Annotated in this window: 21 protein-coding genes and 1 riboswitch; of the genes, 11 read left to right on the forward strand and 10 right to left on the reverse strand. The window is 46.9% G+C overall.

Annotated elements, in window-relative coordinates; translation table 11 throughout:
• Positions 1 to 5: 5 nt before the first annotated feature.
• Together HFD99_RS09515 and HFD99_RS09520 are read right to left on the reverse strand one after the other, a co-directional pair.
• Positions 6 to 1,247: a Ger(x)C family spore germination protein gene (locus HFD99_RS09515; protein WP_225164818.1), complete on the reverse strand. Its 1,242-nt coding sequence runs from the start codon at positions 1,245 to 1,247 to the stop codon at positions 6 to 8.
• On the reverse strand, positions 1,225 to 2,859 hold the full coding sequence (locus tag HFD99_RS09520) for a spore germination protein (protein WP_025366071.1): 1,635 nt from the start codon (positions 2,857 to 2,859) through the stop codon (positions 1,225 to 1,227). The genes HFD99_RS09515 and HFD99_RS09520 overlap by 23 nt, the downstream gene beginning before the upstream one ends.
• Positions 2,860 to 3,081: 222 nt before the next feature.
• Here HFD99_RS09520 and HFD99_RS09525 point away from each other — a divergent pair, with 222 nt between their 5' ends.
• Entirely contained in the window at positions 3,082 to 4,173 is a 1,092-nt protein-coding gene (locus tag HFD99_RS09525; RefSeq protein ID WP_025366072.1) for a diguanylate cyclase, read from the forward strand.
• 87 nt (positions 4,174 to 4,260) lie between these two features.
• On the opposite strand, the gene HFD99_RS09530 is transcribed toward HFD99_RS09525, so the two are convergent.
• On the reverse strand, positions 4,261 to 4,758 hold the full coding sequence (locus HFD99_RS09530; RefSeq protein WP_019688882.1) for an Rrf2 family transcriptional regulator: 498 nt from the start codon (positions 4,756 to 4,758) through the stop codon (positions 4,261 to 4,263).
• 66 nt (positions 4,759 to 4,824) lie between these two features.
• Positions 4,825 to 7,746: a glycoside hydrolase family 3 C-terminal domain-containing protein gene (locus HFD99_RS09535; protein WP_025366073.1), complete on the reverse strand. Its 2,922-nt coding sequence runs from the start codon at positions 7,744 to 7,746 to the stop codon at positions 4,825 to 4,827.
• 232 nt (positions 7,747 to 7,978) lie between these two features.
• Between HFD99_RS09535 and HFD99_RS09540 the strand changes: the two genes are divergently transcribed.
• The 4 genes from HFD99_RS09540 (at position 7,979) to metE (ending at position 14,047) form a co-directional block, all read left to right on the forward strand.
• Positions 7,979 to 8,449 (forward strand): AbrB/MazE/SpoVT family DNA-binding domain-containing protein, encoded by a 471-nt coding sequence (locus tag HFD99_RS09540; protein WP_017428580.1) that lies wholly within the window; start codon positions 7,979 to 7,981, stop codon positions 8,447 to 8,449.
• Between the two features lie 292 nt (positions 8,450 to 8,741).
• The gene (locus HFD99_RS09545) at positions 8,742 to 10,691 is read left to right on the forward strand and encodes an anaerobic ribonucleoside triphosphate reductase (RefSeq protein ID WP_123797756.1); all 1,950 of its coding nucleotides are present in this window, start codon (positions 8,742 to 8,744) and stop codon (positions 10,689 to 10,691) included.
• Positions 10,688 to 11,185 carry an anaerobic ribonucleoside-triphosphate reductase activating protein gene (gene nrdG, locus HFD99_RS09550; protein WP_123797757.1) on the forward strand — a complete coding sequence of 166 codons (498 nt, stop codon included), beginning with the start codon at positions 10,688 to 10,690 and terminating at the stop codon, positions 11,183 to 11,185. The genes HFD99_RS09545 and nrdG overlap by 4 nt, the downstream gene beginning before the upstream one ends.
• 189 nt (positions 11,186 to 11,374) lie before the next feature.
• Positions 11,375 to 11,570: riboswitch (cobalamin riboswitch) on the forward strand.
• A 158-nt stretch (positions 11,571 to 11,728) separates the two neighbouring features.
• Positions 11,729 to 14,047 (forward strand): 5-methyltetrahydropteroyltriglutamate--homocysteine S-methyltransferase, encoded by a 2,319-nt coding sequence (gene metE / locus HFD99_RS09555; RefSeq protein ID WP_167440874.1) that lies wholly within the window; start codon positions 11,729 to 11,731, stop codon positions 14,045 to 14,047.
• Between the two features lie 87 nt (positions 14,048 to 14,134).
• On the opposite strand, the gene HFD99_RS09560 is transcribed toward metE, so the two are convergent.
• Positions 14,135 to 14,668 carry a DUF6985 domain-containing protein gene (locus HFD99_RS09560; protein ID WP_117288782.1) on the reverse strand — a complete coding sequence of 178 codons (534 nt, stop codon included), beginning with the start codon at positions 14,666 to 14,668 and terminating at the stop codon, positions 14,135 to 14,137.
• Between the two features lie 379 nt (positions 14,669 to 15,047).
• Here HFD99_RS09560 and HFD99_RS09565 point away from each other — a divergent pair, with 379 nt between their 5' ends.
• The 5 genes from HFD99_RS09565 to HFD99_RS09585 all read left to right on the forward strand — a co-directional run bounded on the left by HFD99_RS09565 (position 15,048) and on the right by HFD99_RS09585 (position 18,237).
• A complete protein-coding gene (locus HFD99_RS09565) occupies positions 15,048 to 15,377 on the forward strand; it encodes a PadR family transcriptional regulator (protein WP_016822768.1) in 330 nt (109 codons plus the stop codon).
• Positions 15,370 to 15,921 carry a DUF1700 domain-containing protein gene (locus HFD99_RS09570; RefSeq protein WP_017428577.1) on the forward strand — a complete coding sequence of 184 codons (552 nt, stop codon included), beginning with the start codon at positions 15,370 to 15,372 and terminating at the stop codon, positions 15,919 to 15,921. Before HFD99_RS09565 ends, HFD99_RS09570 begins: the two co-directional genes overlap by 8 nt.
• 4 nt (positions 15,922 to 15,925) lie before the next feature.
• On the forward strand, positions 15,926 to 16,777 hold the full coding sequence (locus HFD99_RS09575) for a DUF4097 family beta strand repeat-containing protein (RefSeq protein WP_019688889.1): 852 nt from the start codon (positions 15,926 to 15,928) through the stop codon (positions 16,775 to 16,777).
• Positions 16,778 to 16,894: 117 nt separating this feature from the next.
• Positions 16,895 to 17,614, forward strand: coding sequence for a 3-ketoacyl-ACP reductase (locus HFD99_RS09580; RefSeq protein ID WP_016822765.1), 720 nt, complete (start codon positions 16,895 to 16,897; stop codon positions 17,612 to 17,614).
• 185 nt (positions 17,615 to 17,799) lie between these two features.
• Complete coding sequence (locus HFD99_RS09585; RefSeq protein WP_013373561.1) at positions 17,800 to 18,237, forward strand: AbrB/MazE/SpoVT family DNA-binding domain-containing protein; 438 nt, start codon at positions 17,800 to 17,802, stop codon at positions 18,235 to 18,237.
• A 69-nt stretch (positions 18,238 to 18,306) separates the two neighbouring features.
• Here the strand turns inward: HFD99_RS09585 and HFD99_RS09590 are convergent, their stop codons facing one another.
• Complete coding sequence (locus HFD99_RS09590; RefSeq protein WP_019688890.1) at positions 18,307 to 18,765, reverse strand: hypothetical protein; 459 nt, start codon at positions 18,763 to 18,765, stop codon at positions 18,307 to 18,309.
• Positions 18,766 to 18,886: 121 nt separating this feature from the next.
• Between HFD99_RS09590 and HFD99_RS09595 the strand changes: the two genes are divergently transcribed.
• Positions 18,887 to 19,048 carry a hypothetical protein gene (locus HFD99_RS09595; protein WP_167440875.1) on the forward strand — a complete coding sequence of 54 codons (162 nt, stop codon included), beginning with the start codon at positions 18,887 to 18,889 and terminating at the stop codon, positions 19,046 to 19,048.
• Between the two features lie 24 nt (positions 19,049 to 19,072).
• Here HFD99_RS09595 and HFD99_RS09600 read toward each other — a convergent pair whose 3' ends face one another.
• The 4 genes from HFD99_RS09600 to HFD99_RS09615 form a co-directional block, all read right to left on the reverse strand.
• Complete coding sequence (locus tag HFD99_RS09600) at positions 19,073 to 20,236, reverse strand: nitric oxide synthase oxygenase (RefSeq protein ID WP_123797760.1); 1,164 nt, start codon at positions 20,234 to 20,236, stop codon at positions 19,073 to 19,075.
• A 150-nt stretch (positions 20,237 to 20,386) separates the two neighbouring features.
• Positions 20,387 to 20,863 (reverse strand): Dps family protein, encoded by a 477-nt coding sequence (locus tag HFD99_RS09605; protein ID WP_017428614.1) that lies wholly within the window; start codon positions 20,861 to 20,863, stop codon positions 20,387 to 20,389.
• A 354-nt stretch (positions 20,864 to 21,217) separates the two neighbouring features.
• The gene (locus tag HFD99_RS09610) at positions 21,218 to 22,939 is read right to left on the reverse strand and encodes an adenine deaminase C-terminal domain-containing protein (RefSeq protein ID WP_016822761.1); all 1,722 of its coding nucleotides are present in this window, start codon (positions 22,937 to 22,939) and stop codon (positions 21,218 to 21,220) included.
• A 28-nt stretch (positions 22,940 to 22,967) separates the two neighbouring features.
• Positions 22,968 to 24,026: an ABC transporter ATP-binding protein gene (locus HFD99_RS09615; protein ID WP_016822760.1), complete on the reverse strand. Its 1,059-nt coding sequence runs from the start codon at positions 24,024 to 24,026 to the stop codon at positions 22,968 to 22,970.
• Positions 24,027 to 24,036: the final 10 nt, after the last annotated feature.

Consider the following 24,036-nt stretch of genomic DNA (forward strand, 5'->3'; position numbering starts at 1 on the left):
TTTCACTAGTCGGCTTCTCCCCTTGAGTACGGGTTGGTTCGCGACTGTGTATGCTTCAATACCGAAGTCACCTGAACACGAACGGTGCTTTCTGCAAAATAACGGCTCCAATCGGAAGAGAGCCTTTTCCATTGTTTTGGGTATCTCCTCTCAAGTGCAAGACCTAAGCCGAACACATCGCTGCCAGTACGCTGAACCTCTTTGACGGTTGATAAAATGACGCGTTTCGTTTCCTCTGCCCATTGCTCCTGCAATCGTTTGATAACCTCTGAACTTTTCAGGTTAATGGAACATTCAGCTTCCTGTATTGCTCCGGTCTGCTTCAAATGAATTACAAAAACAGGCTCCCCTCGCTCCATCTGACTGTCTATATGGGTTTTAGAGAACAAGGTTTCAATACTAACGGTTTCCCCTTTCTTATCACAACTCAATGTTGTTTCCGCACTTTTCACTTTGTTATTAATCAAAGACAGTCCAACTGCTTGGTCATCGTCCAACCAGCGGACAAGGCGATCTTTTTGGAATACTCCCATCCCATTAATGTGAACAACTGCTTCCGGTAAGACATTGTCCACATTGTCCTTCCGTGAGGCCTGCTCCAAATTGCCGCTCACCTCTACGCCCGTAAGCACAGGACCGCTCCCTTTACTGGACATGCTGCGAATGACATCATCGACACTCACCGCGTAATCCCCAGCGTACAAATTTTGAGATAATTCCAGCTTTCCTGAAATATCATTAGCGGGAATGCGGCCGATCGCAGTCATGGTTGCCAGTACATCCTTTCCAGTTTCACCGCGCGCTATCAGCATTTTCATCGTCAGACGGGTTTCCGTATACCTTTCCAGAAAATCCAGCGTGTCGCCAATTCCATGCCGTGCCAGTTTTTCTCCGATGACGACCAATCTGGCATGCGCCAGAGAAATAGTCCGTGGGATCCTCTGTGAAGCTTTGCGAATCGCTTGAAACAGACTTTTGCCCTTTTCCCGATACAAAACGACAGGGGTATCTCCTCTCGCTTTGGCTCCAGCGATTTCATCTGCCACGATCACCTGCAGGGAGACCTCATATTCTGACTCCCCCGCCATATCAATTCCTATTCCCGCTACTACGGCTCGCTGGTTTAACTCCACAGAATCCCAGCAACCGGATAACAATGGAGCGAACAGAAGCAAGACCAAACACAGTCCTGCTATTCTCCCCTTAAAGGTTACAGCACTTTGTTCATTCCTCTTCCCCTGATACACCCTGATTGCCCCCCTCCTGCATCGGTGTGGTTTTATCAGATGAGGAAATCCTGCTTCCATCCTTCATTCGATTCTGATTCTTAGACGTAATGCTTTTAGGACGTTTCTTCATCATCCAGAATGGGAGTCGCAATACGGCATCCTTTTGACTCTCCAGCACAAAAGGACTAAAAGGCGCCATGTAGGGCACCCCGAAGGAACTCAGACTGTTCATATGAGCAATTAGCGCAATCAGCCCCAATGTAATGCCGTATAGGCCCATGAACGCAGACAGGATCATGAAAATAAATCGGCACAATCTCCCGGCTACTGCCATGTTGTAGGCTGGGATTGCGAAACTGGCTATCCCCGTCAGGGCTACTACAATCGTGAGCAGCGGGGTGACAATTCCGGCTTCCACAGCCGCTTGACCCAGCACAAGCGCTCCTATAACGGATACCGTTTGGCCACCCGCACGCGGCATTCGGATACCTGCCTCACGCAAAATCTCAAAGGTGATCTCCAGAATTAACGCCTCTAGAAATGCCGGAAAAGGAACGGATTCCCGCTGAGCTAATATGCTAATCAGCAATGGAGTCGGTATCATTTCATAATGATATGTTGTTAAAGCAATGTAGAGAGAAGGCCCTAGAATAAGAATAATGAAGCTGATATATCTAATGAGCCGAACAACAGTCGCCATATCGTAACGCTCTTCATAATCCGAAGAGTTCTGGAAAAATTGAGCAAACACTGTGGGCATCACCAATACAAACGGATTTCCGTCTATAATGAGCGCCACTCGGCCCTCCATAATATTGCTGCTGATGGTATCAGGTCTTTCCGTGTTAAAGATCGTTGGGAAGGGTGTGAAATGATTTTCTTGTATCATCTCCTCAACCATGCCGGACTCAAATATAGCGTCAATGTTGATGTTTTCTATCCGTTTACGAACCTCCTCTACGACACGTGGATTCGCAATATTCTTCATATATAGCATGGCCACATTCGTGAGAGACGTGCTTCCCACTTGAAACATTTCCAGTGTAAGATCAGAGCTTTTAATCCGTCGCCGAACCAGAGAAATATTCGTGAACAGAGATTCCACAAATCCATCTTTTGGTCCTCTGACGACTGTCTGGGTTGTTGGCTCGCTGACCGCGCGTGTCTCTCCCCCACGTGTACCGCACGCAATGGCTTTCTCGCAGCCTTCCAATAAGATGATTGTGTCCCCCATTAACAATTGCTTCATCATGGAATTCCAATCATCACAGTCCTTCACTTCTCCAAGTGCAAGCGCGTGACTCTGTATTTTTGTGTACAGCGCCTCTGCGCTCTCCACCTCCACAGCTACCTCAGCAGATGGGCGGCTAAGCATGGATTTCATGATGAGTTCATTCACCGTATCCGTTTTGGCCATACTATCTAGAAACACAATAGCGGCGGGGACATCCGCCCTAAGGCCCACTTTAAAGCGGCGAATCAGAAAGTCTGGGCTATCTGACGTCAACTCCTTAACTTGCTGCAAGTTGGTTTCCAAACAAGCCTCGATTTTTAAATAGCGCGGAGAATTTCCATTCTTCTTATCCACACCCGATTTTCTATTATGTTTGCGATAGGGATAGCGAATCATGAGCAAACCTCCTCTCCAATTGGCAACAGTACACTACCTATTTCCTAATTAATGTATCTTTGGAGTATGCGCAATCTGTTCCCAGTTATGCACCAAGCACTCGATCGAAACGTTTTAAGCAAACCCAGCGTAATAAATTTGAATAAATTTTTAATTTTTTAAGCCTAATGTCAGTTCTTTTTGATAAAATGAAGGAATATGCCTCTCGGGAGGGTTAACATCTTGTTTAGTACGTTTTTTGTAAATACCTGTATCCTTGTCACCTTTTTGTACATAACCGGTCTTGTTTCACAAAGGTATAAAATCCGTCTACACACCTTAACGCATAAGGTACATTGGATTGGTGGCGCTCTTTTTGGGTGCTATGGCATTGTTATCATGTACTACTCCATTCCAGTAGGATTTAATACCATCGCTGATCTTCGACATCTGGCTATCGTAGCTACCGCAACTTATATCGGCGCCCCAGCTGCGCTTATGGCAACGCTTTTTATATGTTTAGGCAGACTATTGCTGTTTGGTATCAACACTCAAGCCATCGTAGGCGCCATTTTTATGCTGCTCGCTGGTCTGGGGTGTGCTGTACTGTCACATTTATCCTGGTCGCGTTTACCCAAGCTGATTATGATGAATGTTTTTGCTTTGGGCATTATATTCTGTCCCCTTATGATAAATTTGAAAAATCTCGATGATGTTCTGCACGTGTATCCGCTCCAATTCTTCATTTCCATGGTCGGCGGATGTCTTCTGTACCTCATTGCTGAATCTATCAACACATCCAATGAGCTGTTACTTCGACTGGAGCATACCTCCTACACAGACCATCTCACTAATTTAAGCAATAGAAGACAGCTTGAGTTCTCATTGGAAGAACAGCTCCCTCAAGCTCGTCAAAGTCATGAGCACTTATCTGTACTGGTGTTGGATATTGATCACTTCAAGGAAGTCAACGATACCTACGGACATGCCGCAGGCGATGCAGTGCTGCGTCAGCTTGGACAGATTTTAATGGAAAAGTGCCGTACTAATGATGTAGTCACCCGTAGCGGGGGAGAAGAATTCACCGTACTTTTGCCGAATTGTGCTTTTCGGCAAGCACTACGCATAGCTAATCAGATTCTTAGCGGAGTAAATCAGTACGAGTTTGTTTTAGCCGACGGACTTATTCTTAAAGTTACCGTGTCCATCGGCGTGACCACCTTCCCTGGTACAGGAGAAGATATATCCGGAGCAGCCCTGCTGGAACAGGCGGACAAAGCACTATATGAAGCTAAAAAAGCAGGACGTAATCGGGTTTGCTCCTATGAAATATAATTTGAGGCATGACCTTTACACAGAAATAGCCGATACAACCCTCTCTTGAGGATCGTATCGGCTATTATCCTTTTAAATGAAAAGATGTTAATCCCTTGGGGAAGGTGACTTGGCATCCTTATCTTCAGTATGATTGCAATTCCCTACCACAAGTGATGTACGCTTGGCGAGCGAAGCAAGCGTATGAGATTCCCATACTTCCAGCATACGACGTTCACTCTCAGCTAAAATCTCAGATACGGCGATCGCCAACTCCCCGCAAAAAGGGTTCGTCTCCGGTTCATGCATCATCCCCGGGAAAATGGGATCACATATTTCAATGGCGTGGTATATATCAGCAAGTGTAATATGATCCGCCGAACGGGTAAGCACATAACCTCCCTCGCGCCCTTCACGTGCTGCAATCAAATCAGCCTGCACAAGCCGTGTCAGCACCCTGCGCACCAAAGTGACCTCGCAATCAATGGAGCGGGCAATAGAACCGCTGGCACAAAGCTCCCCGTGTTTTTCCAAATAGACAAGCGCCTTTACCGCAATTCCAAGCCATTTGGGCGTTGCGGTGCGTAGTCTTTTTTCATTATTCAAATGAGATGACACCCCTAAGCTGTAGAAACTTCGTTGAATGCATTGTACGTGATGTCAGATGTAAGTTCAAGCCTGAAAGCCGGAACCCTCTGGATCCCTAGCGCCCAAAGTAAAATGACCTAGTCGTACTTCTCCACTAAGTGACAGATAAACATCCCGGATGCCGGAGGTTGACTGTACCTTTTCCGAGAGTGTCACCCATGCTTGTGCCCCTCCTGTATTGCCCACATTGATGCGTGCCACAGCTTGGCTGTCTGGCCCATCCAAATGCAGTTCAATGGCTGCATCACTGCTGTTGCCTGACACGCGGCACTGAAACTCGGCTACACTCACCGTATTCATTTCTACGCCATGAAAAGCAATCCAACCAGAACGTTGCGCTGAACGGGGACGTACACAGGCCTCCCTTTGCTCCTTGCTTTCATCCAGCAGGATGTCGAAGCAATCATCAAAGTTTTCAGCTCGTATCCTTGGTCCAGCTTGCCGTGGTGGAATAACTTCACCTCGAACGTACACAGGATGCTCCAATCGAATATCTGCTGAGGAGGCACCTGCCAGCAGTGTATATTCACCCGATTCAACGCAATAACAATCCCGTGTGACATCCCAAATCGCCCAATCCTTTACCCGAACCGTAAAAGAGACCGTTCGCGTCTCACCTGGCTCCAAGCGAATGCGTTGAAATCCACACAGTGTCTTCAACGGGCGCTTTACGCGCGAGGCTTCAGAGCGTACATACAGTTGTACAACCTCTTCGCCAGCAGCTTCCCCCCGATTCGTCACATCTACCCACACCTGGAGAGTTTCCGCAGCGTCAAGTGCAACCATAGATTTAACGTTATCCTTATGGGCGTCTGTATGCAGATCACTATATTCAAATGGCGAATACGTTAGCCCATGTCCAAATGAATATAACGGTTCCCCTTCAAAATATTGATAGGTACGGCCGCCACGGATAATATCATAATCTCTGATATCACCCAATTGATCCTCATTCTGAACCCAGGTCATGTTCAGACGCCCTGCGGGTGCGTAATCTCCAAACAATACATCCGCTATGGCTGTACCATGCTCTTGTCCCGCATGAGACGTATATACGATCGCTGGAATATGCTCTTGAAGCCAAGGAATCGCAAAAGGATAGCTGCCCGTCAGAACCACAATCGTATTCGGATTGACGCGATATACTTCCTCGATAAGTCGCTGCTGGGAAGCAGCCAGTTCCAAGCCTGGGCGATCATTCTCTTCCTTTCCGTTAATGAGCGGGTGATTTCCAACGAATACAATCGCTGTATCTGCCGCTTGCGCAGCGGCTATCGCCTCCGCCAAGCCATCCGATACCGACTCTATACGGAAAGTCGTATGGTTGGAGTCTGTGGCGCTAAGTGCAGGAGTTGCGGATTCCATCACCTTTAAGGAGCCTTCCGTTCCTGCGATCACTGGCTTACCGTTCCATGTGGTCCACAGATGCTCCCCTGTTTCCACAGGAGTCAGTCCAAAGACCTCTTTAACATACCAGCCATACGCTTCAGCAGCCGTCACGCGAAGCGTCTCCTCATCGCTCGTCACATAGGTACCCAGATGTTCATCATGCAGTGTCACGCTGCCATAGCCCCAATCTGTCATGGTCAATACCGTTGGCTCTCCATCCTGGGACAAGCGCATATCGCCAGAAGAATTAACTATGAGCTTCGCGCCATCAGTCGATGCTGTCAAGGTCACACGATCTTTGGCATCGGAGTACACGACACGTTCCTCCGCGCCCCTGCTTTCCAACTTGGCACGAATCGCCTCCAGCGGTGTAACCCGGTAAGGCAGCGTACCGGAATACCAGTCGCGGAACACCTCATTGCCATGCAAACCAATGACCGCTACTTTGCCACACTGGGCAGGGTTCAATGGCAAAAGTTCCTGCTCATTTTTGAGCAGTACGATCTGCTCCCTCGCCGCACGCAACGACAATGCACGGGCTTGCTCTGTCATTAAAGCCTCCTCCCCGATGGAGGCATAGGGATTGTCTGCCGCCGGATCAAATTCCCCCAAACGAAAACGAACACGGAACGTATGGAACAATGCCCGATCCAAGTCCTCTTCTTGTAGCGAGCCCTGCTCCAAAGCTTCTCGAATCGCCTGCTTGGAGAGCTCTGCATCATCGGTAATGCTGTCAATTCCAGCGCGAATAGATTCAGCCACGCCCGGCGTATGGGAATCGTAATATTGATGGTCGTTTACAATCCCCATCACATCACCCGCATCACTTACGACAAAGCCGTCCATTCCCCATTCGCCTCTGACAATATCGTTAACACCATGGTATAACGTAGCAGGCGTCCCGTTAATCAAGTTGTAAGAAGTCATCATCGACTGGGCTCCGCCCTCCGTAAAAGGCTTCTCAAATGCTCTTAGATAATATTCTCGCAGGTTTCGTGGGTCTATGCTGGAGGAGCCAATACCCCGGTCCACTTCATTATTGTTACCTAGAAAATGTTTTAACGTCGCAACCGCTTTCAAATATACCGGATGATCACCCTGTATCCCTTTGACTAACTCCTTCGACAATTCTCCCGTCAAATACGGGTCTTCGCCGTAGGCCTCCTCATTCCTTCCCCATCTTGGGTCACGCTCCATATCCACTGTAGGCGCCCACAGGGTAAGACCGTTCAATTTTGGATCACGACGATAGTAGACACGCGCCTCATCTGCAATAACAGAGCCGATCTGACGCATTAACTCCGTATCCCAAGTACAGGCCAAACCCACAGGCTGAGGAAATGAAGTGGCCTCCCCCAACCAGGCTATCCCGTGTGCTGCTTCCGTACCGTGCTTGTAAGCTGCAACTCCCAAACGGTCAATGGCCGGCTGGTATTGCAGCATAGATTCGATCTTTTCCTCTAAGGTTAGTCGCGACACGAGATCCCGTACACGCTCATCTAGTTGAATCTTCGGATCTTGAAATAAATATTCGATACCCGTTGTTTCATGACTCAAATCCGTCATCTCCTTAGCTTCATTAAGATGATAAAAAGTTATGCACGAAAGCGCTTTAATATATCATAACGAAAAAGGAGTACACCAGCAACAATACCGAAAACATCCTAAATTGGATGAAATACAAACCGCGGCATACGAGAAAAAAAGTTACAATTTCTTTTTCTTATATAAAGCTAAAAATGATATTTTTTGGTATAATCAGGATATATCATTGAAGGAGGAAGCGCTGATGAAAAATACCGGAATGACACGGCCTCTGGATCAGCTGGGGCGAATTGTACTCCCTAAGGAAATGCGCACCACTATGGATATCAATATCGGTGATTCGCTTGAATTCTTCGTAGATGAAGAAGGATTTGTATTAAGGAAATACACGGGTGTCTCCTGCAAATTTTGCGGCGCAGTGGATCATTTAACTTATTTTCGGGACAGCTTTATTTGCGCTGATTGCATCCAGTTATTAAAGAACGATGAACATGTACATGCCACAAGCAATGATGCCATCCAAGCTCAAGAACATACCAAATCGAACCAAGCCAACACTACCTGGCAGCCCAAGCATTCCAGAGTGCAACAAGGTGAAATGGTAAAAAAGCTCCGCAAGCTGATTCAGGAGCATCCGAACCTGCCACAAAAAGTGTATGCAGAAATGCTCGATATTTCCCAAGGCCGTGTGTCCCAACTGAAAAAGCTGCTCTAAACCTTCTAAAAATTTTTTTCCCAATATCATATACGATGTACTCGAAAACCTACTTATTTCACTGTAACTACAATGGCCAGGTGTAGAGTAAGGTGCATATCTGTGGATGTGTCCCTTATTCTATACCTGGCCTTTTCCTGCTTCTCGCCTCTATCAATGTGACAATAGTCACATACTCTCAATGTCTACGTATATACAATATATAGATCGAAACAATTGGTTATCACTAGATATCATCAATATGTTGTTTTTGTGAAAAATATATATTTTTTACTATATGGAGGGTTTTACGATGAAGGTGCTGGAGGAACATCAATTATACGACATCGGTGAGCGAGTCATTGGGGCACAAGATCTGGACATGCTGCGGGAGAATGCAAATTTAAATGGAGAATCGTTTAGCGGCAAAATGAGCAAGCTTGGCTCGGAATATGCCAAATGGTATGCGCGCCTGCGTGTACTTCCGCCTGAATTAACAGACGCGATTGACCATGGGTATGTATATGTTCACGATTTGGACCAATATGCGCTCGGAACTACAAATTGTATCTTTATCCCATTTGGTCGTTTGCTACAAGACGGTTTCAATACAGGCAATGGCTCTGTACGCACACCGCAAACAATTATGTCTGCTATGGCACTGGTCGCCATCATATTCCAGTCTCAACAAAATAGCCAATTTGGTGGTGTCTCTGCCAATAAAATAGATTGGGATCTAGCTCCATACGTTGCTCGTTCCTTCCGCAAGCATCTGCGCAAAGGACTCCGGCTGTTCGAGGAAGAGCTAGACTCCCGTTGGTCTGACGACGAGCTGCATTTAGCCAATACTCACTTGCAAGAGGTCTGCCCTCGTTCATACTCATTTGCCTATGAGGAAACGGAAACAGAAACCCGGCAGGCCGCCGAGTCGCTCATTCATAACCTGAACACGATGAGCAGTCGGGCAGGGGGGCAAATTCCGTTCACTTCACTGAATTACGGGATGTGTACGTCTGCTGAAGGTCGGCTTGTTTCGCAATCGCTGCTGGAAGCCACGATTCGCGGACTGGGCAGCGGGGAAACTCCTATTTTCCCACAACATATTTTCCAATGTAAAAAAGGAGTCAACCAGGCAGAAGGCGATGTCAACTACGATTTGTTCTTAAAAGCGGTAGAATGCTCCAGCAAGCGGATGTATCCCAACTTTGTGAATGTGGATGCTACCTTCAATCTGCCCTATTACCGCGCAGATGACCCGGATACCATCATTGCCACGATGGGCTGCCGTACCCGTACCATTTCTGACCGTTTCGGCAGAAACCGCCAGAGCGGCAAGGGTAATCTCTCATTTAATACTATTAATCTGGTACGGCTCGGGATTGAATATGGTATTTGCACAGGCAAGCGTCTGACACCTGACCGTGACCGCTTTGACGCGAGACTGGAAGAGGTTATGCGAATTGCAGTAGACGGTCTAATCCACCGCTATCATATCCAGACCAGCCAGCCAGCCAAAGCCTCGGACTTTATGATGCGCGAAGGGGTATGGGAAGGCGGAAAAGAACTGGCACCTGATGAGAAGGTGGGAAGCGTCCTAAAGCACGGTACGCTTTCGATCGGATTTATCGGGCTGGCTGAGTGTATGAAAGCATTATACGGAAAACACCACGGAGAGGATGATTTTGTATACCGTGAAGCACAGCGAATCATCACCTCCATGCGCGTGTATTGTGATCGAATGAGTGAACATCACAATCTAAATATTACACTGTTCGCGACACCTGCCGAAGGGCTGTCGGGCAAGTTCACATTGCTGGATCAACGTGACTTCGGAGTTATTCCTGAAGTAAATGACCGGGAATATTACACGAATTCCTTTCATATTCCGGTGTATTACAAGCTCCCGGCTGCTCGTAAAATCAGCTTGGAGGCTCCGTTCCATAATCTATGTAATGCGGGTGCAATTTCATACATTGAGCTGGACGGTAATGCGCGGAATAACCCGGAGGCGTTTCTTAAAATTGTTCAATATGCGCTGCATCAGAACATTGGCTACTTCTCCATCAACCATCCGGTGGATCGTTGTACGGAATGCGGCTATGAAGGGATTATCGGGACAAGCTGTCCTCAATGCGGCACAGATGAGGAACACACGCATTTTCAGCGTTTACGTCGGGTAACCGGATATCTGACAGGTGATTATACCGTTCGTTTTAATGCTGCCAAGCAAGCGGAAGTTCGCGACCGGGTGAAGCATAAGTGAATTTGTGCGGCTATATTCCAGAATCTCTGAATGAAGGATACGGCCTGCGCACCGTCGTATTCATTAGTGGTTGCCGCCATGCCTGTCCCGGCTGCTTTAATCCAGCTTCGTGGAACTTCCGCGCAGGGGAGCCATTCACGCCCGAGCGTCAACAGGAGGTCATCCGTGATATCATGGATAATCCGCTGTTGGACGGATTGACTCTCTGCGGGGGAGACCCTTTTTTCTCAGCAGCAGAATGCTCGCAATTTGTACGTGACTTCCGCGCGGCTTGTCCCGACCGAACCGTCTGGGCCTACACAGGCTTTGTCTACGAAGATCTGTTCATGGATCAGGAGCGACAGGAGCTGGCGCTATTGTGTGACGTGATTGTAGATGGCCGTTTTGTTGAACAGCAAAAAGATCTGACCCTCCCCTTTCGGGGCAGCCGTAATCAGCGCCTGGTAGATGTGAAAGCCAGTACTCAAGCAGGTTACACCGTTTCATTAGCTTAAAGGCGATGTTCTATTTAGCAAGATGCTATACCAAAGACAAGTCTCCCACGATGGGTTGGGCTTGTCTTTTTTGCATATAACTAACAGATTCCACTCCAGTTTCTATTACTGTTTCTATTGCACATCCTGTGAGTTTCACTTATGATGGTGAACAAGTATACGAGTGCATAATTATTCGTCATACCTTAATCTTATAGTTTGGAAATAGGTGTCTTTTCTATTCAGATCAGACTTAAAAGGGAAGCCGGTGCAAATCCGGGACGGTCCCGCCACTGTAAACGGGGAATGTTCAGCTGCTCATACACCCACTGGTCCACAGACCGGGAAGGGATGCTGAACGTCATGATCCGTAAGTCAGGAGACCTGCCTATTTTAACAACATCGCAGTACCTACGGAAGATAGGGAGGTGTTAAGAGCAGTCGCCGTATTTTTGAATTTTAATCGCGGAGGCATTCTTTCCCCTACTTATTTTTAGCCTTGGGGACAGAATGCCTTTTTTGGTACGTAAAAATAAACTGGCTACCACTTAGGAGGAAACCTACATGTCCATTAACGAACGATCTACATTGTCCGGTTTGACTAGCAGTAATCTGGGATATCCGCGTATCGGCGGGAACCGGGAATGGAAGAAAGCACTGGAGCGCTTCTGGCAGGGTAGTATTAACGAAAGTGAACTGCATAGTGAGATGAAAAGATTGCGTCTGGAGCATCTGAGCAAGCAACGTGACAAAGGGATTGATCGCATTCCTGTCGGAGACTTTTCCTATTACGATCATGTGCTGGATACATCTGTGATGTTCGGTCTCGTACCCGAACGGTTCAACTATCGTCCTACAGGTCCGGTTCCTCTGTCTGTGTATTTCGGGATGGCACGTGGGCAGAAGGGAGCTACCGCCAGCGAAATGACCAAATGGATGAATACCAATTACCACTACATCGTTCCCGAATTGGAAAATGCGGCTCCAGTGCTCACTGAAAATAAGCCCTTACTCGCTTATCGTGAAGCAAAGCAGGAGCTAGGTATTTACGGTAAACCGGTTCTCATCGGTCCCTACTCATTTGTTGTTTTATCCAAAGGCTATGATCGTAAGGATCTGGCCTCTATTATACGAACCTTCCTGCCTTTATACGCCCGAGTCCTGTCCGAACTAGCAGCAGAAGGCGTACAATGGGTCCAAATCGATGAACCTGTCCTGACCACCTCATTCCCAGTAGAGGATCTGGATATTATTCAGGAGGTCTATGAAGCTTTGACCCAAGCTGCTCCCTCCTTAAACATCATGCTGCAAACCTACTTTGGTAGCCTAGATCATTATGAGCGTCTGACTGAACTTCCGGTCCAGGGACTGGGTCTTGATTTTGTCTATGATGATGGCGAAAATCTCCAGCATATATCGCGACATGGCTTCCCCAAAGGGAAAACGCTGGGTGCTGGTGTCATTGATGGGCGCAATATATGGCGCAGCGACCTGAATGCCGTGGCTGCGCTGTTGGGCCAGTTAGCAGAACAAATCAATGCAGAACAGCTTATCGTGCAGCCATCGTGCAGTCTGCTGCATGTGCCGGTCAGTCTGGAAGCAGAGCACAAGCTGGACCGAGAGCTGGTGCATGCACTAGCCTTTGCCGATGAAAAGCTGGATGAAATCGCAGTCTTGACGGCTGCACTTGGTAAGCATGATCCATCCGCACTTGCCAAGCTTGAGCAAAGTGCGGAAGCGGTAGCCCGCTTCAACAGCTCAGCGGCAAGGGTACAGACAGCTGCCGATTTGGCCGACCTGTTGGCAAAGGAGCCACTATCACGCAGCGTTCCTTTCGCCGAGCGCCGTATAATTCAGCAAAATAGGCTGAAGTTACCCCCACTGCCTACGACGACCATCGGCAGCTTCCCGCAAACTGCTGAGGTTCGCAAGGCCCGTCTGCACTATCGCAAAGGAGAATGGTCTGCCGAGCAATATCGGACATTCATCCAGCAGCAGATCAAGGAATGGATTGATATCCAAGAGGACATTGGCATAGATGTGCTTGTACATGGGGAATTTGAACGGACCGACATGGTTGAGTTTTTTGGCGAAAAACTAAAAGGCTTTGCTTTTACACAAAACGGATGGGTGCAATCCTACGGCTCCCGCTGTGTTAAACCGCCGATTATTTACGGAGATGTGTCGTTCGATCAACCAATGACTGTAGAAGAGACGGCATTTGCCCAATCGTTAACCTCCAAGCCAGTTAAAGGAATGCTTACAGGCCCTGTGACCATTTTGAACTGGTCCTTTGAACGTAATGATATTCCACGCAGGCAAGTTGCTTTGCAATTAGCTCTGGCATTACGGGCAGAGGTAGAGGCACTCGAACAAGCGGGTATTAGCATGATTCAGGTGGATGAACCCGCAATTCGCGAAGGGCTCCCGTTGAAAAAAGAACAACAGCAGGCCTATCTGGATTGGGCGGTTCAAGCCTTCCTTGTGACCACGGCCACTGTTGAACCTGCGACCCAAATCCATACACACATGTGCTATTCCGAATTCCAAGATATGATCCAGTCCATTTCAGACATGGATGCCGACGTGATTTCTATTGAAACCTCTCGTAGTCATGGTGAACTGATTGTTAGCTTTGAGGATCAGGTGTACGACAAAGGCATCGGTCTGGGCGTGTACGATATCCACAGCCCGCGCATTCCTGATGAATCAGAAATGCTAAGCATGATTCAGCGTGCCTTGCGCGTACTGCCAGCAGATTTGTTCTGGGTTAATCCAGACTGTGGGCTGAAAACCCGCACCAAGGAGGAATCTGTTGCCGCGTTGCGGCAAATGGTACAGGCCGCTCAAGCAGCCCGAGCCGTGCTGTCTGTATCCAACTAATATTTTTATCGTATCCAATCACGTTATTATATCCATCATATCCTATTCCCTTTTCGGTCTTTCTATTAGAGACCGGAAGGGAGTTATTTATTCCAAGTCATATAATGTATATAAACCTTGAATATGCTCGATTTTTAGCTGCTTCAGATGTATACCTAAGCCATGCTCTCGATCCCAGGAACAATTAAAATTCAAATATAGTTCATCCTTTTCCGATGAGTCGGAAATCAGTATAGATATAAGCTGCATTCGATCCAGCAATTGCTCTGGTCGCTCCACATAAGGCGCATATTCATTAGGGTCCTCTCCCCATGAGCTGTATGCCTTCCGATACTTTTCCACGATGTCTACATAATGATGGTATATGGACTCCAATACTTGAGGATGGATCGCTGACGAACATGCCATATACTTCTCCCATGTCTTTCTCTGAGGTTCCGTAGGTTCTTCTATAGCCTGTGCCTGTTCTTCAGAGTCGGCTCCCACGATAAATTCGACTTCTACCTCCGACGGATGCCCGCAAAAATCAAGATGTACCACACCACGCAGTACAACCTCCTCCGACACATCCCAAGTCTCATCATCCTGTTCCAATTCCCTATACCAGTGCTTCCAGTCCATCCTTTATCCACCTCTTCATAATAGGTAATCTTTAGCTCTATTGAACACTTTACAATCTATCATTTTAATGAATGAAATTAAAGTAACATTCTATGGGTGTTCCAGCCAGAAATCGAGGAATTTCCAAATAAAACTACTTTATTCTACAAGATTTGCTATTCGTGTAAGCCTTCAAGAAAGAAAACCGGCCCATTTTGACCCGAAGATTTTATTATTAAAAATTTAGTACCTTGCATTAATCAGTACATGATGTTAAATTATACCTGACTACTGATTTATAATTAGTACCCGTGACAAATTATGCACAAACACACGTTTCTTCCCCTTATTCCGAACGACACCTATGAATTATGATTACATCAGGAAGGGAGCATCGCTCGTGAATGTGAACATCCAATTCAAAAAAGGGGTACTGGAACTATGCGTTCTAGTTCTAATTGGACGTAGAGACCGCTATGGCTACGAATTGGCTCAAGCCGTCTCCCGTCATATCGAAGTAGCAGAGGGAGCCCTATATCCACTGCTTCGCCGTCTGGTATCCGAGGGATACTGCACGACGTATTTACAGGAATCGACCGAGGGCCCGCCCCGTAAATATTACCGGCTGACCGATACCGGCAGCCATTATACAAGATTACTTACACGGGAATGGAATGATTTTGTCCATCATGTCGCAAGCCTACTGAAGGAAGGAGATCCTGATGAATAGAAAACAGTTTCTTACAGAGGTGGAGCAGCGCCTATCTCCTCTCCCTGCAGAGGTACGCCATGAGTTGCTTAGTGATTTGAGCCAGCATTTTGACTACGGCTTGGCCAATGGAAAAAGCGAAACTGAAATTGCCCATGAGTTGGGGAACCCAGAGGATATTGCCCGAGAAGCATTGGATGTTCCCAATGTAGGCTGGAACGCTTCCCCTCCACTTCGCCAAGGAAGCTTCGCACGCAATCTTTTTACTTTCTTAGGGCTGCTGTTTCTCAACTTGTTGATCTCCATCCCGATTCTAGCTACCCTATGGGCGGTATGGGCTTCATTAACCGCAGTGGCGGTCAGTTTCGTTGCAGCCCCTCTACTCGCCGTCACTGATTATGCGCTCAACAGCACCTTTTACCCGACCAAATTCTTCTTCTCCATCACGTTAACAGGTATGGGGCTATTGCTGCTGCCTGGGGTACGTTATCTCCTACTCCTTATGGTAAAGGGCACAGTGCGATACTGGAAATGGAATCAGACTACCCTGAGGGGAGCTTACTAACAACATGAATAAAATGTGGTTTATTGCAGCTGGATTGTGCATTGTCATCGGTGTAGCCGGAATGGTGGTCTACGGTGCTCCATGGAATCAACAAGTAATGAAAGAAACAACAGCTATAAATAAAAAATGGACATTCACACGTGGTCAGCTTCAAAACCTGAAAGTGGACAGTTCTGATGATGTTTCTATTTTGTTCACTCCTGGCTCTGGCGACCAAGGTACGATACGCATCAGCGGAGAAGTTCAGACAAAAGTAGCCGACCAGATTCATAATGCCCGAATTGAGAACGGTAAGCTTACCATTCAATCGAAGCCGGCCCCTTCCTTGTCATTCTTTTCGTTTACCCCTGATTTGGATCAAACGATTACTGTAGAGATGCCTGCTGGGGAAACACTAGCTGATCTGCAGGTAGATACACATTCAGGAAATGTAAAACTTCAAGATGCCTCCGTGGAGAATACTTCTATTACTGCTACCTCAGGCACTGCCGAGATTACAAACCTCCGAAGTACCCACCTGATCGCAAATCTAACATCCGGTAACTTTATAGCCAATCAGCTTACAGCAGATATGGAGCTAAAGCTTACTTCAGGAGATGTCACCATCCGCGATTATAGCGGTAACGGCCTTCTATCCCTAACCTCAGGGGAATCTAATATTACGCAACGCACCGTATCCAACTTGGAAGTGAATTCTGATTCCGGTGATGTAAATATTAAGCAGGCTCTCGATTTTAAAGGTGTCTATAATGTCCACTCTGACTCTGGAAGCATAAACACTCCCGAATCTGTTCCCGGCGCCGCGAGCGTGATCAAGGTCGAAACCACTTCAGGGGATATTGATATTTCCAAATAGGAGGCTACTACATAATGTCTCATCAGGCGAAGTTTGGTTCAAGGGGTTTAACCTAGTATAATGTAACCATGTGCTCAGATGCACAACCACGTTATATAGTGATAAGGAGGAGACTGGATGGAACTTAAAAACAAAACAGCCATTATTACAGGAGCCAGCAAAGGAATTGGTAAGGCAATTGCCGAGACCTTGGCCAAGGAAGGCGTTAATCTGGGGTTAATCTCACGCACATTGACCGACCTACAAAAGCTGCAGGATTCACTGGGGAGTACATACGGTGTGAAAGTGGTGAGTGCTGTTGCAGATATATCTGATCGTACACAGGCCGCTGCTGCTGTAGCTTCACTGGAGCATGAGCTGGGTGCCGTCGATATTTTGATCAACAATGCAGGCATCGCCACCTTCGGCACAGTCGCAGATATGGACCCCGAAGAGTGGGAACGTATTATTCGCGTAAACCTGATGGGAACCTATTATGTTACACACGCCGCTCTTCCAAGCATGCTGGCGCAACAGAGCGGAAATATTATTAACATTTCCTCCACAGCAGGGGAACGAGGTTTTGCAACAGGCTCGGCATATTGCGCATCCAAATTTGCTTTGATGGGCTTCACGGAAGCACTGATGCAGGAAGTTCGCAAATCCAATATTCGGGTAACCGCGCTGACTCCAAGCACGGTCAATACAGAATTGGCGGTAAATGCGGGATTGAATATTGGTGACGAGGACCGCATGCTTCAGCCGCAGGATTTGGCCGATCTGACATTAGCTGCATTGAAGCTGCCGCCACGGGTTCAATTAAAAGTAGCCGGCATTTGGACAACCAACCCACAGTAATTCGACATGACATCTTAGATTCATTGGCTGCACCAAGCTCCGGCAGACGTAATTGTTCGTCATGCCGGAGCTTTTTTTAGGATAGCTATACCAAAACAAACTGTAATATAAGCGCTTTGTACTTCCAGCATACATAACATACAATTCCAGCAACCATAAGCGCATTCCAAGAAAGGGGAAAAATGATGAAGAATACAGGAATGACACGACCACTAGACCATTTGGGACGCATTGTGCTACCCAAAGAACTGCGCACTTCTATGAATATTAATATTGGAGATGCTCTCGATTTTTTTATTACACCAGAGGGACTGATGATTCGCAAGTATACGGGGGTTTCTTGTTATTTTTGTGGTGCCGTTGATCATTTAAGCTATTTCAGAGATCATCTGATATGCAAGAGTTGTATTGAGAACCTGAAGAGCGATAATCCCTCCAGTCATTTGAGTGAAGCACGTCCTGTCCAGCCGAAGAAAAGAAGGAGCTACAGAAATCAGAATGAGCTCCTGAATAAACTTAAGCAGCTCATGGAGGAATACCCTAATGTCTCTCAAAAAGAATTAGCCGAAATGCTGGAATTGTCTCAAGGTCGCGTCTCACAGCTTAAAAAGCTGCTCCTTTGAATCTATCCGTTCACCTCGTTTGTTAAAAATAATAAAAAAAGAGCCTGTCGGCTCTGGAATCATTCATTATTACGCAATGTCAGACTGCTCCATAATCGGGACTCGATAGGCAAGCAGGGACTCGTCTATTACGGCAGAAATAAACGATGCTTCTATTTCAGGCACCAGTCTAAGCGCATAGTTCCATGCGTTTTCCTCAATTTGCAGCGCAAGCCGTTGCCGGGTCCCGATCATGTTCTCTTGCTCCATCGCATCGGAGAGACCCTCTAATTCAGTATCGGCGGCGTGCCCGATCTCATGCGCAAGCACAACCGTAAAATACTCCTCAACTCGATCCGCGCTGCCGAACATCTGTAAACATTGTGTTTCAATAACATCCGTATACATGGTAATGGCGTGAGCATGCATAGCATATTTGCCCCCAATTAGCCGTCCACCAGGAAAACGTTTCTCCAGCTTCACTGTTACGCCTATAGCAGCCCGTTCCAAAAGCTCAGCGACAATGCGCTCTGCCTGATTTCTCTCCAACTTAGCTTCGCTCCTCAAACCAAGATATATAAAGTTATATTTACGATATAACTTATGAAATTATGAATGTACTCATACAATACATAGTACGATATTATACCTTTTTACAAAGGAGAATACCATGCCAGAAGATTATTATTTAGGCTGGGGAACACTTGCCCTTATTAATGCCGGCTTGGCACAGTCCAAAAATCGGAGCAGACTTAACTGGTTTGCGCTCTCACTAATTATAGGGCCGATCGCGACCCTATTGATCGTTGTCGGGGATAAACCGGATTCCTGATCCAGCAATTAGTCTCCCGTTAGGTTAGCCAGAATGAAAAGGACAACCTTGCGGCTTTTCCGGCAGCGCTACATCTGTTGTTGGTTTAGCCTGTCTCGTCATATACGGCTTTTCCTGAACTCCAAAATTCGGCTTCACAAGCCGATTATCGTAAGAACTATGAAAAATATGTGTGGTTGCTGGGGATAATGGTGGAATCAACCACGTCCAATTACCTGTCAGTGTGCGGCCAGCCTTGGCTTCCCGTTCCTCAAACAACTTAAATTGGGCCGCTGCGGTATGATGGTCAACAATGCTGACCCCCGCTTTTTTAAAAGAATGCAGCACAGCAATGTTCAACTCCACCAGCGCCCGATCACGCCATAGCGTTGTTTCACTCGTCGTATCCAGCCCCATCAGTTTGGCCACCTGTGGCAACATATTATAACGGAAGGTATCCGCAAAATTACGGGCACCGATCTCTGTCCCCATATACCAGCCGTTAAACGGAGCTGCTGTATAGATGATACCGCCAATCTCCAGTGTCATATCCGAAATCATAGGCACAGCATACCAGCGCAATCCAAGAGTGGCTATACAAGAGAGTTCTGGATGCTCAATAGGCACCTCCATCACCAAATGTTCAGGAATATCAAAGAACTTGGGAGGCTGACCCCCCGCTTCCACAACCAGCGGCAATACATCAAAAGCAGTCATCGCTCCTTGCCACCCCATATCCCTACAAGCATTGGTGAAATCCACCGAGATTGGGTCTCCGATGACCCCTTGAGCCGTTTCATATCCAGCGTAACGAATGAGTTGATGGTTCCAGATACGAATATTCGGCTGTCCCGGCTGGGAGGCGCGAAATACAGTAAGCGTTGGCTTAATTTTACCGCCGTTTGTTCCTATACGGATATGCTCCAATAGCTCGTGAACTACTTGCGTCGCATCTGACGCTCCACGTGCATCCCTAACCAATAGCTTGTCCCAAAACAATCGACCGATACAACGATTGCTATTCCGCCAAGCCATAAGTGCCCCGTGTTCCAGCTCTTCGTAAGTATGATCGTATGTTCCAGTAGTCTCTATGTCGTGACGAATATGAAGAAGCCGGGCTTCCGCATCATCGCGGCTTCGACCCAGCTCCTCATAACATGTATATATAAACTGCTCCGCTTCATGCAAAAGCTGTTGTTTCACTTCCATAACCTACACCCCATCCCGGCAGCTCACTTCCTTATGAGCCTGTGGTCTTCCATGCTTCTTTGTCATTATACTCCAGTAGCAGGCCGGAACCAACGGGATGTATATCTTGTTCACCTGATCTCCATATCCGTGGAAAACACTCCCAGGAACTTATCCCAGATATGCGCTAAGCATCCAGATATGTTTATCCATTTCTTCTCTCAAGCCATTCAGAAGATCCTCTGTCGCTTTGTCCTGTGCCGCTTCTGCTGCTTCCATACCATTAGCCAGTTCAACAGTAATCGTTTTAAAATCGGCTACAACGGACTTCACCATATCTTCAGCTGTCTGCTCGCCTGCGGACTCCTGAATAGCTGACAGTTGCAAATGCTCCTTCAAGGTCGCAGCAGGACGGCCGCCAATAGCCAACAAACGTTCAGCAATCGTATCTAGATTAGCTGTTGCTTCATTGTAAAGCTCCTCGAATTTAGCATGCAGTGTGAAGAATTTAGGTCCTTTTACATACCAGTGGAAATAATGCAGTTTTGTGTACAATACAGACCAAGTAGCCACGTGTCGGTTCAATGCCTTGTGCAGTTCTTGAATTGCCTCTTGTGTAGGTGCGTTCGTATGATTTAATGTACTCATGTGTAAAATCCCCTCTCGTTATGATTCATAGTATAGTTGAGTGATGCTTGATACTCGCTAGCAGTAGTGTCTGATTTTCTTCTAAATCCCATGCGTAAAGCTAAAAAATATTTAGCGATTAATTTAGACTTAATCTAAATCCTGTTTTAATTATAACACTATGTTAGTGTTTTTCAAGCACTTTATTAGAGTTTAATCATGAAGATTATGTGAAGTTGCCAATTGATTAATATTCATCAAGTACTCCCAACGCATCATAAATAGGTTACAACAATTAGCCTCTACAAGATGTTAATTTTGTCTGCTACATAATAAAAAGAGCCGACCCGCAATGGATCAGCTCTACTTTTATTCTTATATTTCAGAAGGTTCCACGATTAAGGATACAACTTTGCCTGCATTTACATCAATCAAGCCGTGATCGGTAATTTTCAAAGCCGGGCTAACTGGCAAAGAATGAGTACTGAGCGACATGATTGGATTGTAATGGCGATAGCCCAGCGACAGTAAGGCTGAACGCAGTTCCTTCACATGGGCAGCAACCATTTCTAGTGGTCCTTCTGTTAAAATTCCGCCCACCGTTAACGGTAAATGGGACAGCACCTTGCCATTTTCAACTACGCAAAAGCCCCCTTGGCTGGATAAAACCGTATTCGCGGCCAATATCATATCTTGCTTGTTATGCCCCACGACCAACAAGTTATGGTTATCGTGCGAATAGGTGGTTGCCACTGCCCCGCGTTTAATCGTATCTCCCCCGATCAAACCGTAAGCACGGTTGCCGTTCTTGCCATACCGCTCAAACGTAGCAATGAGTCCATGTTCACCATGTTCCCATACCAGTTCACCCTGCTCTACTTGTGCAGGTGCAATCCGTTCGCTTGTAAAAGTAGATCCATCCTTGACCATCATAATACGGCATGGATGTGCGCCATCACCTACATCCAACTTTACAGTAAAGTCCTGCTCCGTAAGCGGATTGAGCTTCACGCTTCGATAAAAGTGGGCGGGAAAGCAACTTTTTACCGGTGCCTGATGGTATTCCTCGAATTTATCGAATACCTTGAGTCCGTCCTTATAGACTTGCTCTACATCAAATTGCTCCAGATCCGATAGCAGCACGAAGTCGGCTATTTTCCCTGGCGCAATGGTCCCGCGGTCATGCATACGCATCCGGGCAGCAGGAGTATACGTCGCTGCATAAATCGCATCCTCAGGCTTCATTCCCATCCCGATCGCTTTACTTACGATGTGGTTCAGATGCCCTCGCTCTACGAAAGAGTCCGGCATCACATCATCCGTTACGAAGCAAAAATGTTGTGCCACGTCTTCCTGAATGAGATAGTCCATCACCTCAGGGGTCATGGATTTTTCCTGGATCTCAATAAACATCCCGGCGGCCATTCTGGCCTTCATACCCTCAATGCTTTGGTGGGTATGGTCTGAGCCTATTCCTGCATAGATCAACTGATGCAGATCCAGATCAAGCAACTGCGGCGTATGGCCTTCAATGATCAGCTCTGGGTAGTTTTCACGAACGTGGCGTAAGATGCGGTTCGTCTTGCTCTCCGGATCACGAATGACATCCACATAATTCATAATTTCACCCAGACAGATCATCTCACCTGTTTGCAACAAAGCATCAATTTCAGGAATGTCAATTTCACCCCCTGAGGTTTCCAAAGGCGTCGCTGGAACAGAGCTAGGAATCCCGTAAAACATATCAGCCACGCAATCTTTGCTGGCCTCCATCATTTCCTGAATGCCTTCCAGTCCGAAAACATTCGCCATTTCGTGCGGTTCTGGTACAATCGTCGTGACCCCATTGCGAATGAGTCCATAGGAAAAGGTTGCTGGTGTCACCATTGTGCTTTCGATATGCAGATGGATGTCGATTAGGCCGGGAATCATATATTTCCCGTGCCCCTCCACAATTTCAGCAGCCTCAAAAGACTCCAGACCGCGCTGACCGATATACATAAACTTGCCGTCAAGTATAGCCACATTGCCTTCCTCGAACGTCTTGTAGTAACTGTTATACACCTTAACTTGTAAAATCATTTTGTCTGCACGCATGATGTATCTCCTTCATCGAACCCGCTGATTATTGGACCAGCACCATTTTGTCTGCCGGAAAATGCAGGGTAACCCGTTGACCACTCAAGTAAGGCGTATCCATTTCCTGATTAGCCGTAAAGTTTCCTTTCGCTGTCTCTACCACATACTGATAGCTGCGTCCTAGGTACGTACTTACCTTAATGACACCGGGAAGCTCATTTTCTCCTGTCTCGTTGCCTTCAGTTCGAATGACCAAATCATCCGGGCGAATAGCGCCTTGGCGAGCACCCGGTTGGACTGTACCCTGATTACGCACTACGCTAAACGAAAGGTCGCTTGTATTCAGTCGAATACGTTCCCCTTCTTCAGTGCGCTCGTCAAAGCTTAGAAAATTATTAAACCCAATAAAGCGGGCGACAAATTCGGTCGTCGGATATTTAAAAATGGTCGATGGAGCATCTAATTGCTCGATGTTCCCCTTATTCATAATCGCAACCTGGTCAGAAATCGAAAAACATTCCTCCTGATCGTGCGATACATATACGGTAGTGATGCCCAGTTCCTGTTGAATACGGCGGATTTCTACGCGCATATTCACACGCAGGTTAGCATCTAAGTTACTCAGAGGTTCATCAAACAACAGCAGATCGGGTTCAATTACAAGCGCTCGTGCAATCGCCACACGTTGACGCTGCCCGCCTGATAATTCGCCGGGGAAACGTTTTTCAAATCCCCCCAGGCTCACCGTATCCAGCATAGTCATAACGCGTCGTTTTACATCATCTTCTTTTACTTTACGCAAGCGTAAACCAAAGGCTACATTATCAAAAACTGACAAATGCGGGAAAAGCGCATAACTTTGAAATACAAAACCGAAGTTCCGTTTATTCACTGGAACCCGGGTATAATCCTTATCACCAAACAAAAATGTTCCTTGTTTAGCTTCGAGAAATCCTGCAATAAGACGAAGTGTAGTCGTTTTGCCACAACCACTCGGTCCGAGCAACGAGAGCAATTGCCCCCGTTCGAGCTGCAAATCGAAATCCTGCAAGATCAGTTGGTTGTCATAAGCGACCGAGACGCGATCCAGAGTAAGCAGTGCCATAAGGTTGAAG

It is taken from the genome of Paenibacillus sp. EKM301P (assembly GCF_011800295.1).
In the GTDB taxonomy this organism is placed as follows: Bacteria; Bacillota; Bacilli; order Paenibacillales; family Paenibacillaceae; genus Paenibacillus; species Paenibacillus polymyxa.

Coding starts and splice junctions, on each gene's coding strand:
- HFD99_RS09520 (WP_025366071.1), bottom strand. CDS start 2,859: ATGATTCGCTATCCCTATCGCAAACATAATAGAAAATCGGGTGTGGAT.
- HFD99_RS09540 (WP_017428580.1), top strand. CDS start 7,979: ATGAAAAATACCGGAATGACACGGCCTCTGGATCAGCTGGGGCGAATT.
- HFD99_RS09545 (WP_123797756.1), top strand. CDS start 8,742: ATGAAGGTGCTGGAGGAACATCAATTATACGACATCGGTGAGCGAGTC.
- metE (WP_167440874.1), top strand. CDS start 11,729: ATGTCCATTAACGAACGATCTACATTGTCCGGTTTGACTAGCAGTAAT.
- HFD99_RS09560 (WP_117288782.1), bottom strand. CDS start 14,668: ATGGACTGGAAGCACTGGTATAGGGAATTGGAACAGGATGATGAGACT.
- HFD99_RS09570 (WP_017428577.1), top strand. CDS start 15,370: ATGAATAGAAAACAGTTTCTTACAGAGGTGGAGCAGCGCCTATCTCCT.
- HFD99_RS09575 (WP_019688889.1), top strand. CDS start 15,926: ATGAATAAAATGTGGTTTATTGCAGCTGGATTGTGCATTGTCATCGGT.
- HFD99_RS09580 (WP_016822765.1), top strand. CDS start 16,895: ATGGAACTTAAAAACAAAACAGCCATTATTACAGGAGCCAGCAAAGGA.
- HFD99_RS09585 (WP_013373561.1), top strand. CDS start 17,800: ATGAAGAATACAGGAATGACACGACCACTAGACCATTTGGGACGCATT.
- HFD99_RS09595 (WP_167440875.1), top strand. CDS start 18,887: ATGCCAGAAGATTATTATTTAGGCTGGGGAACACTTGCCCTTATTAAT.
- HFD99_RS09600 (WP_123797760.1), bottom strand. CDS start 20,236: ATGGAAGTGAAACAACAGCTTTTGCATGAAGCGGAGCAGTTTATATAT.
- HFD99_RS09605 (WP_017428614.1), bottom strand. CDS start 20,863: ATGAGTACATTAAATCATACGAACGCACCTACACAAGAGGCAATTCAA.
- HFD99_RS09610 (WP_016822761.1), bottom strand. CDS start 22,939: ATGCGTGCAGACAAAATGATTTTACAAGTTAAGGTGTATAACAGTTAC.
- HFD99_RS09615 (WP_016822760.1), bottom strand. CDS start 24,026: ATGGCACTGCTTACTCTGGATCGCGTCTCGGTCGCTTATGACAACCAA.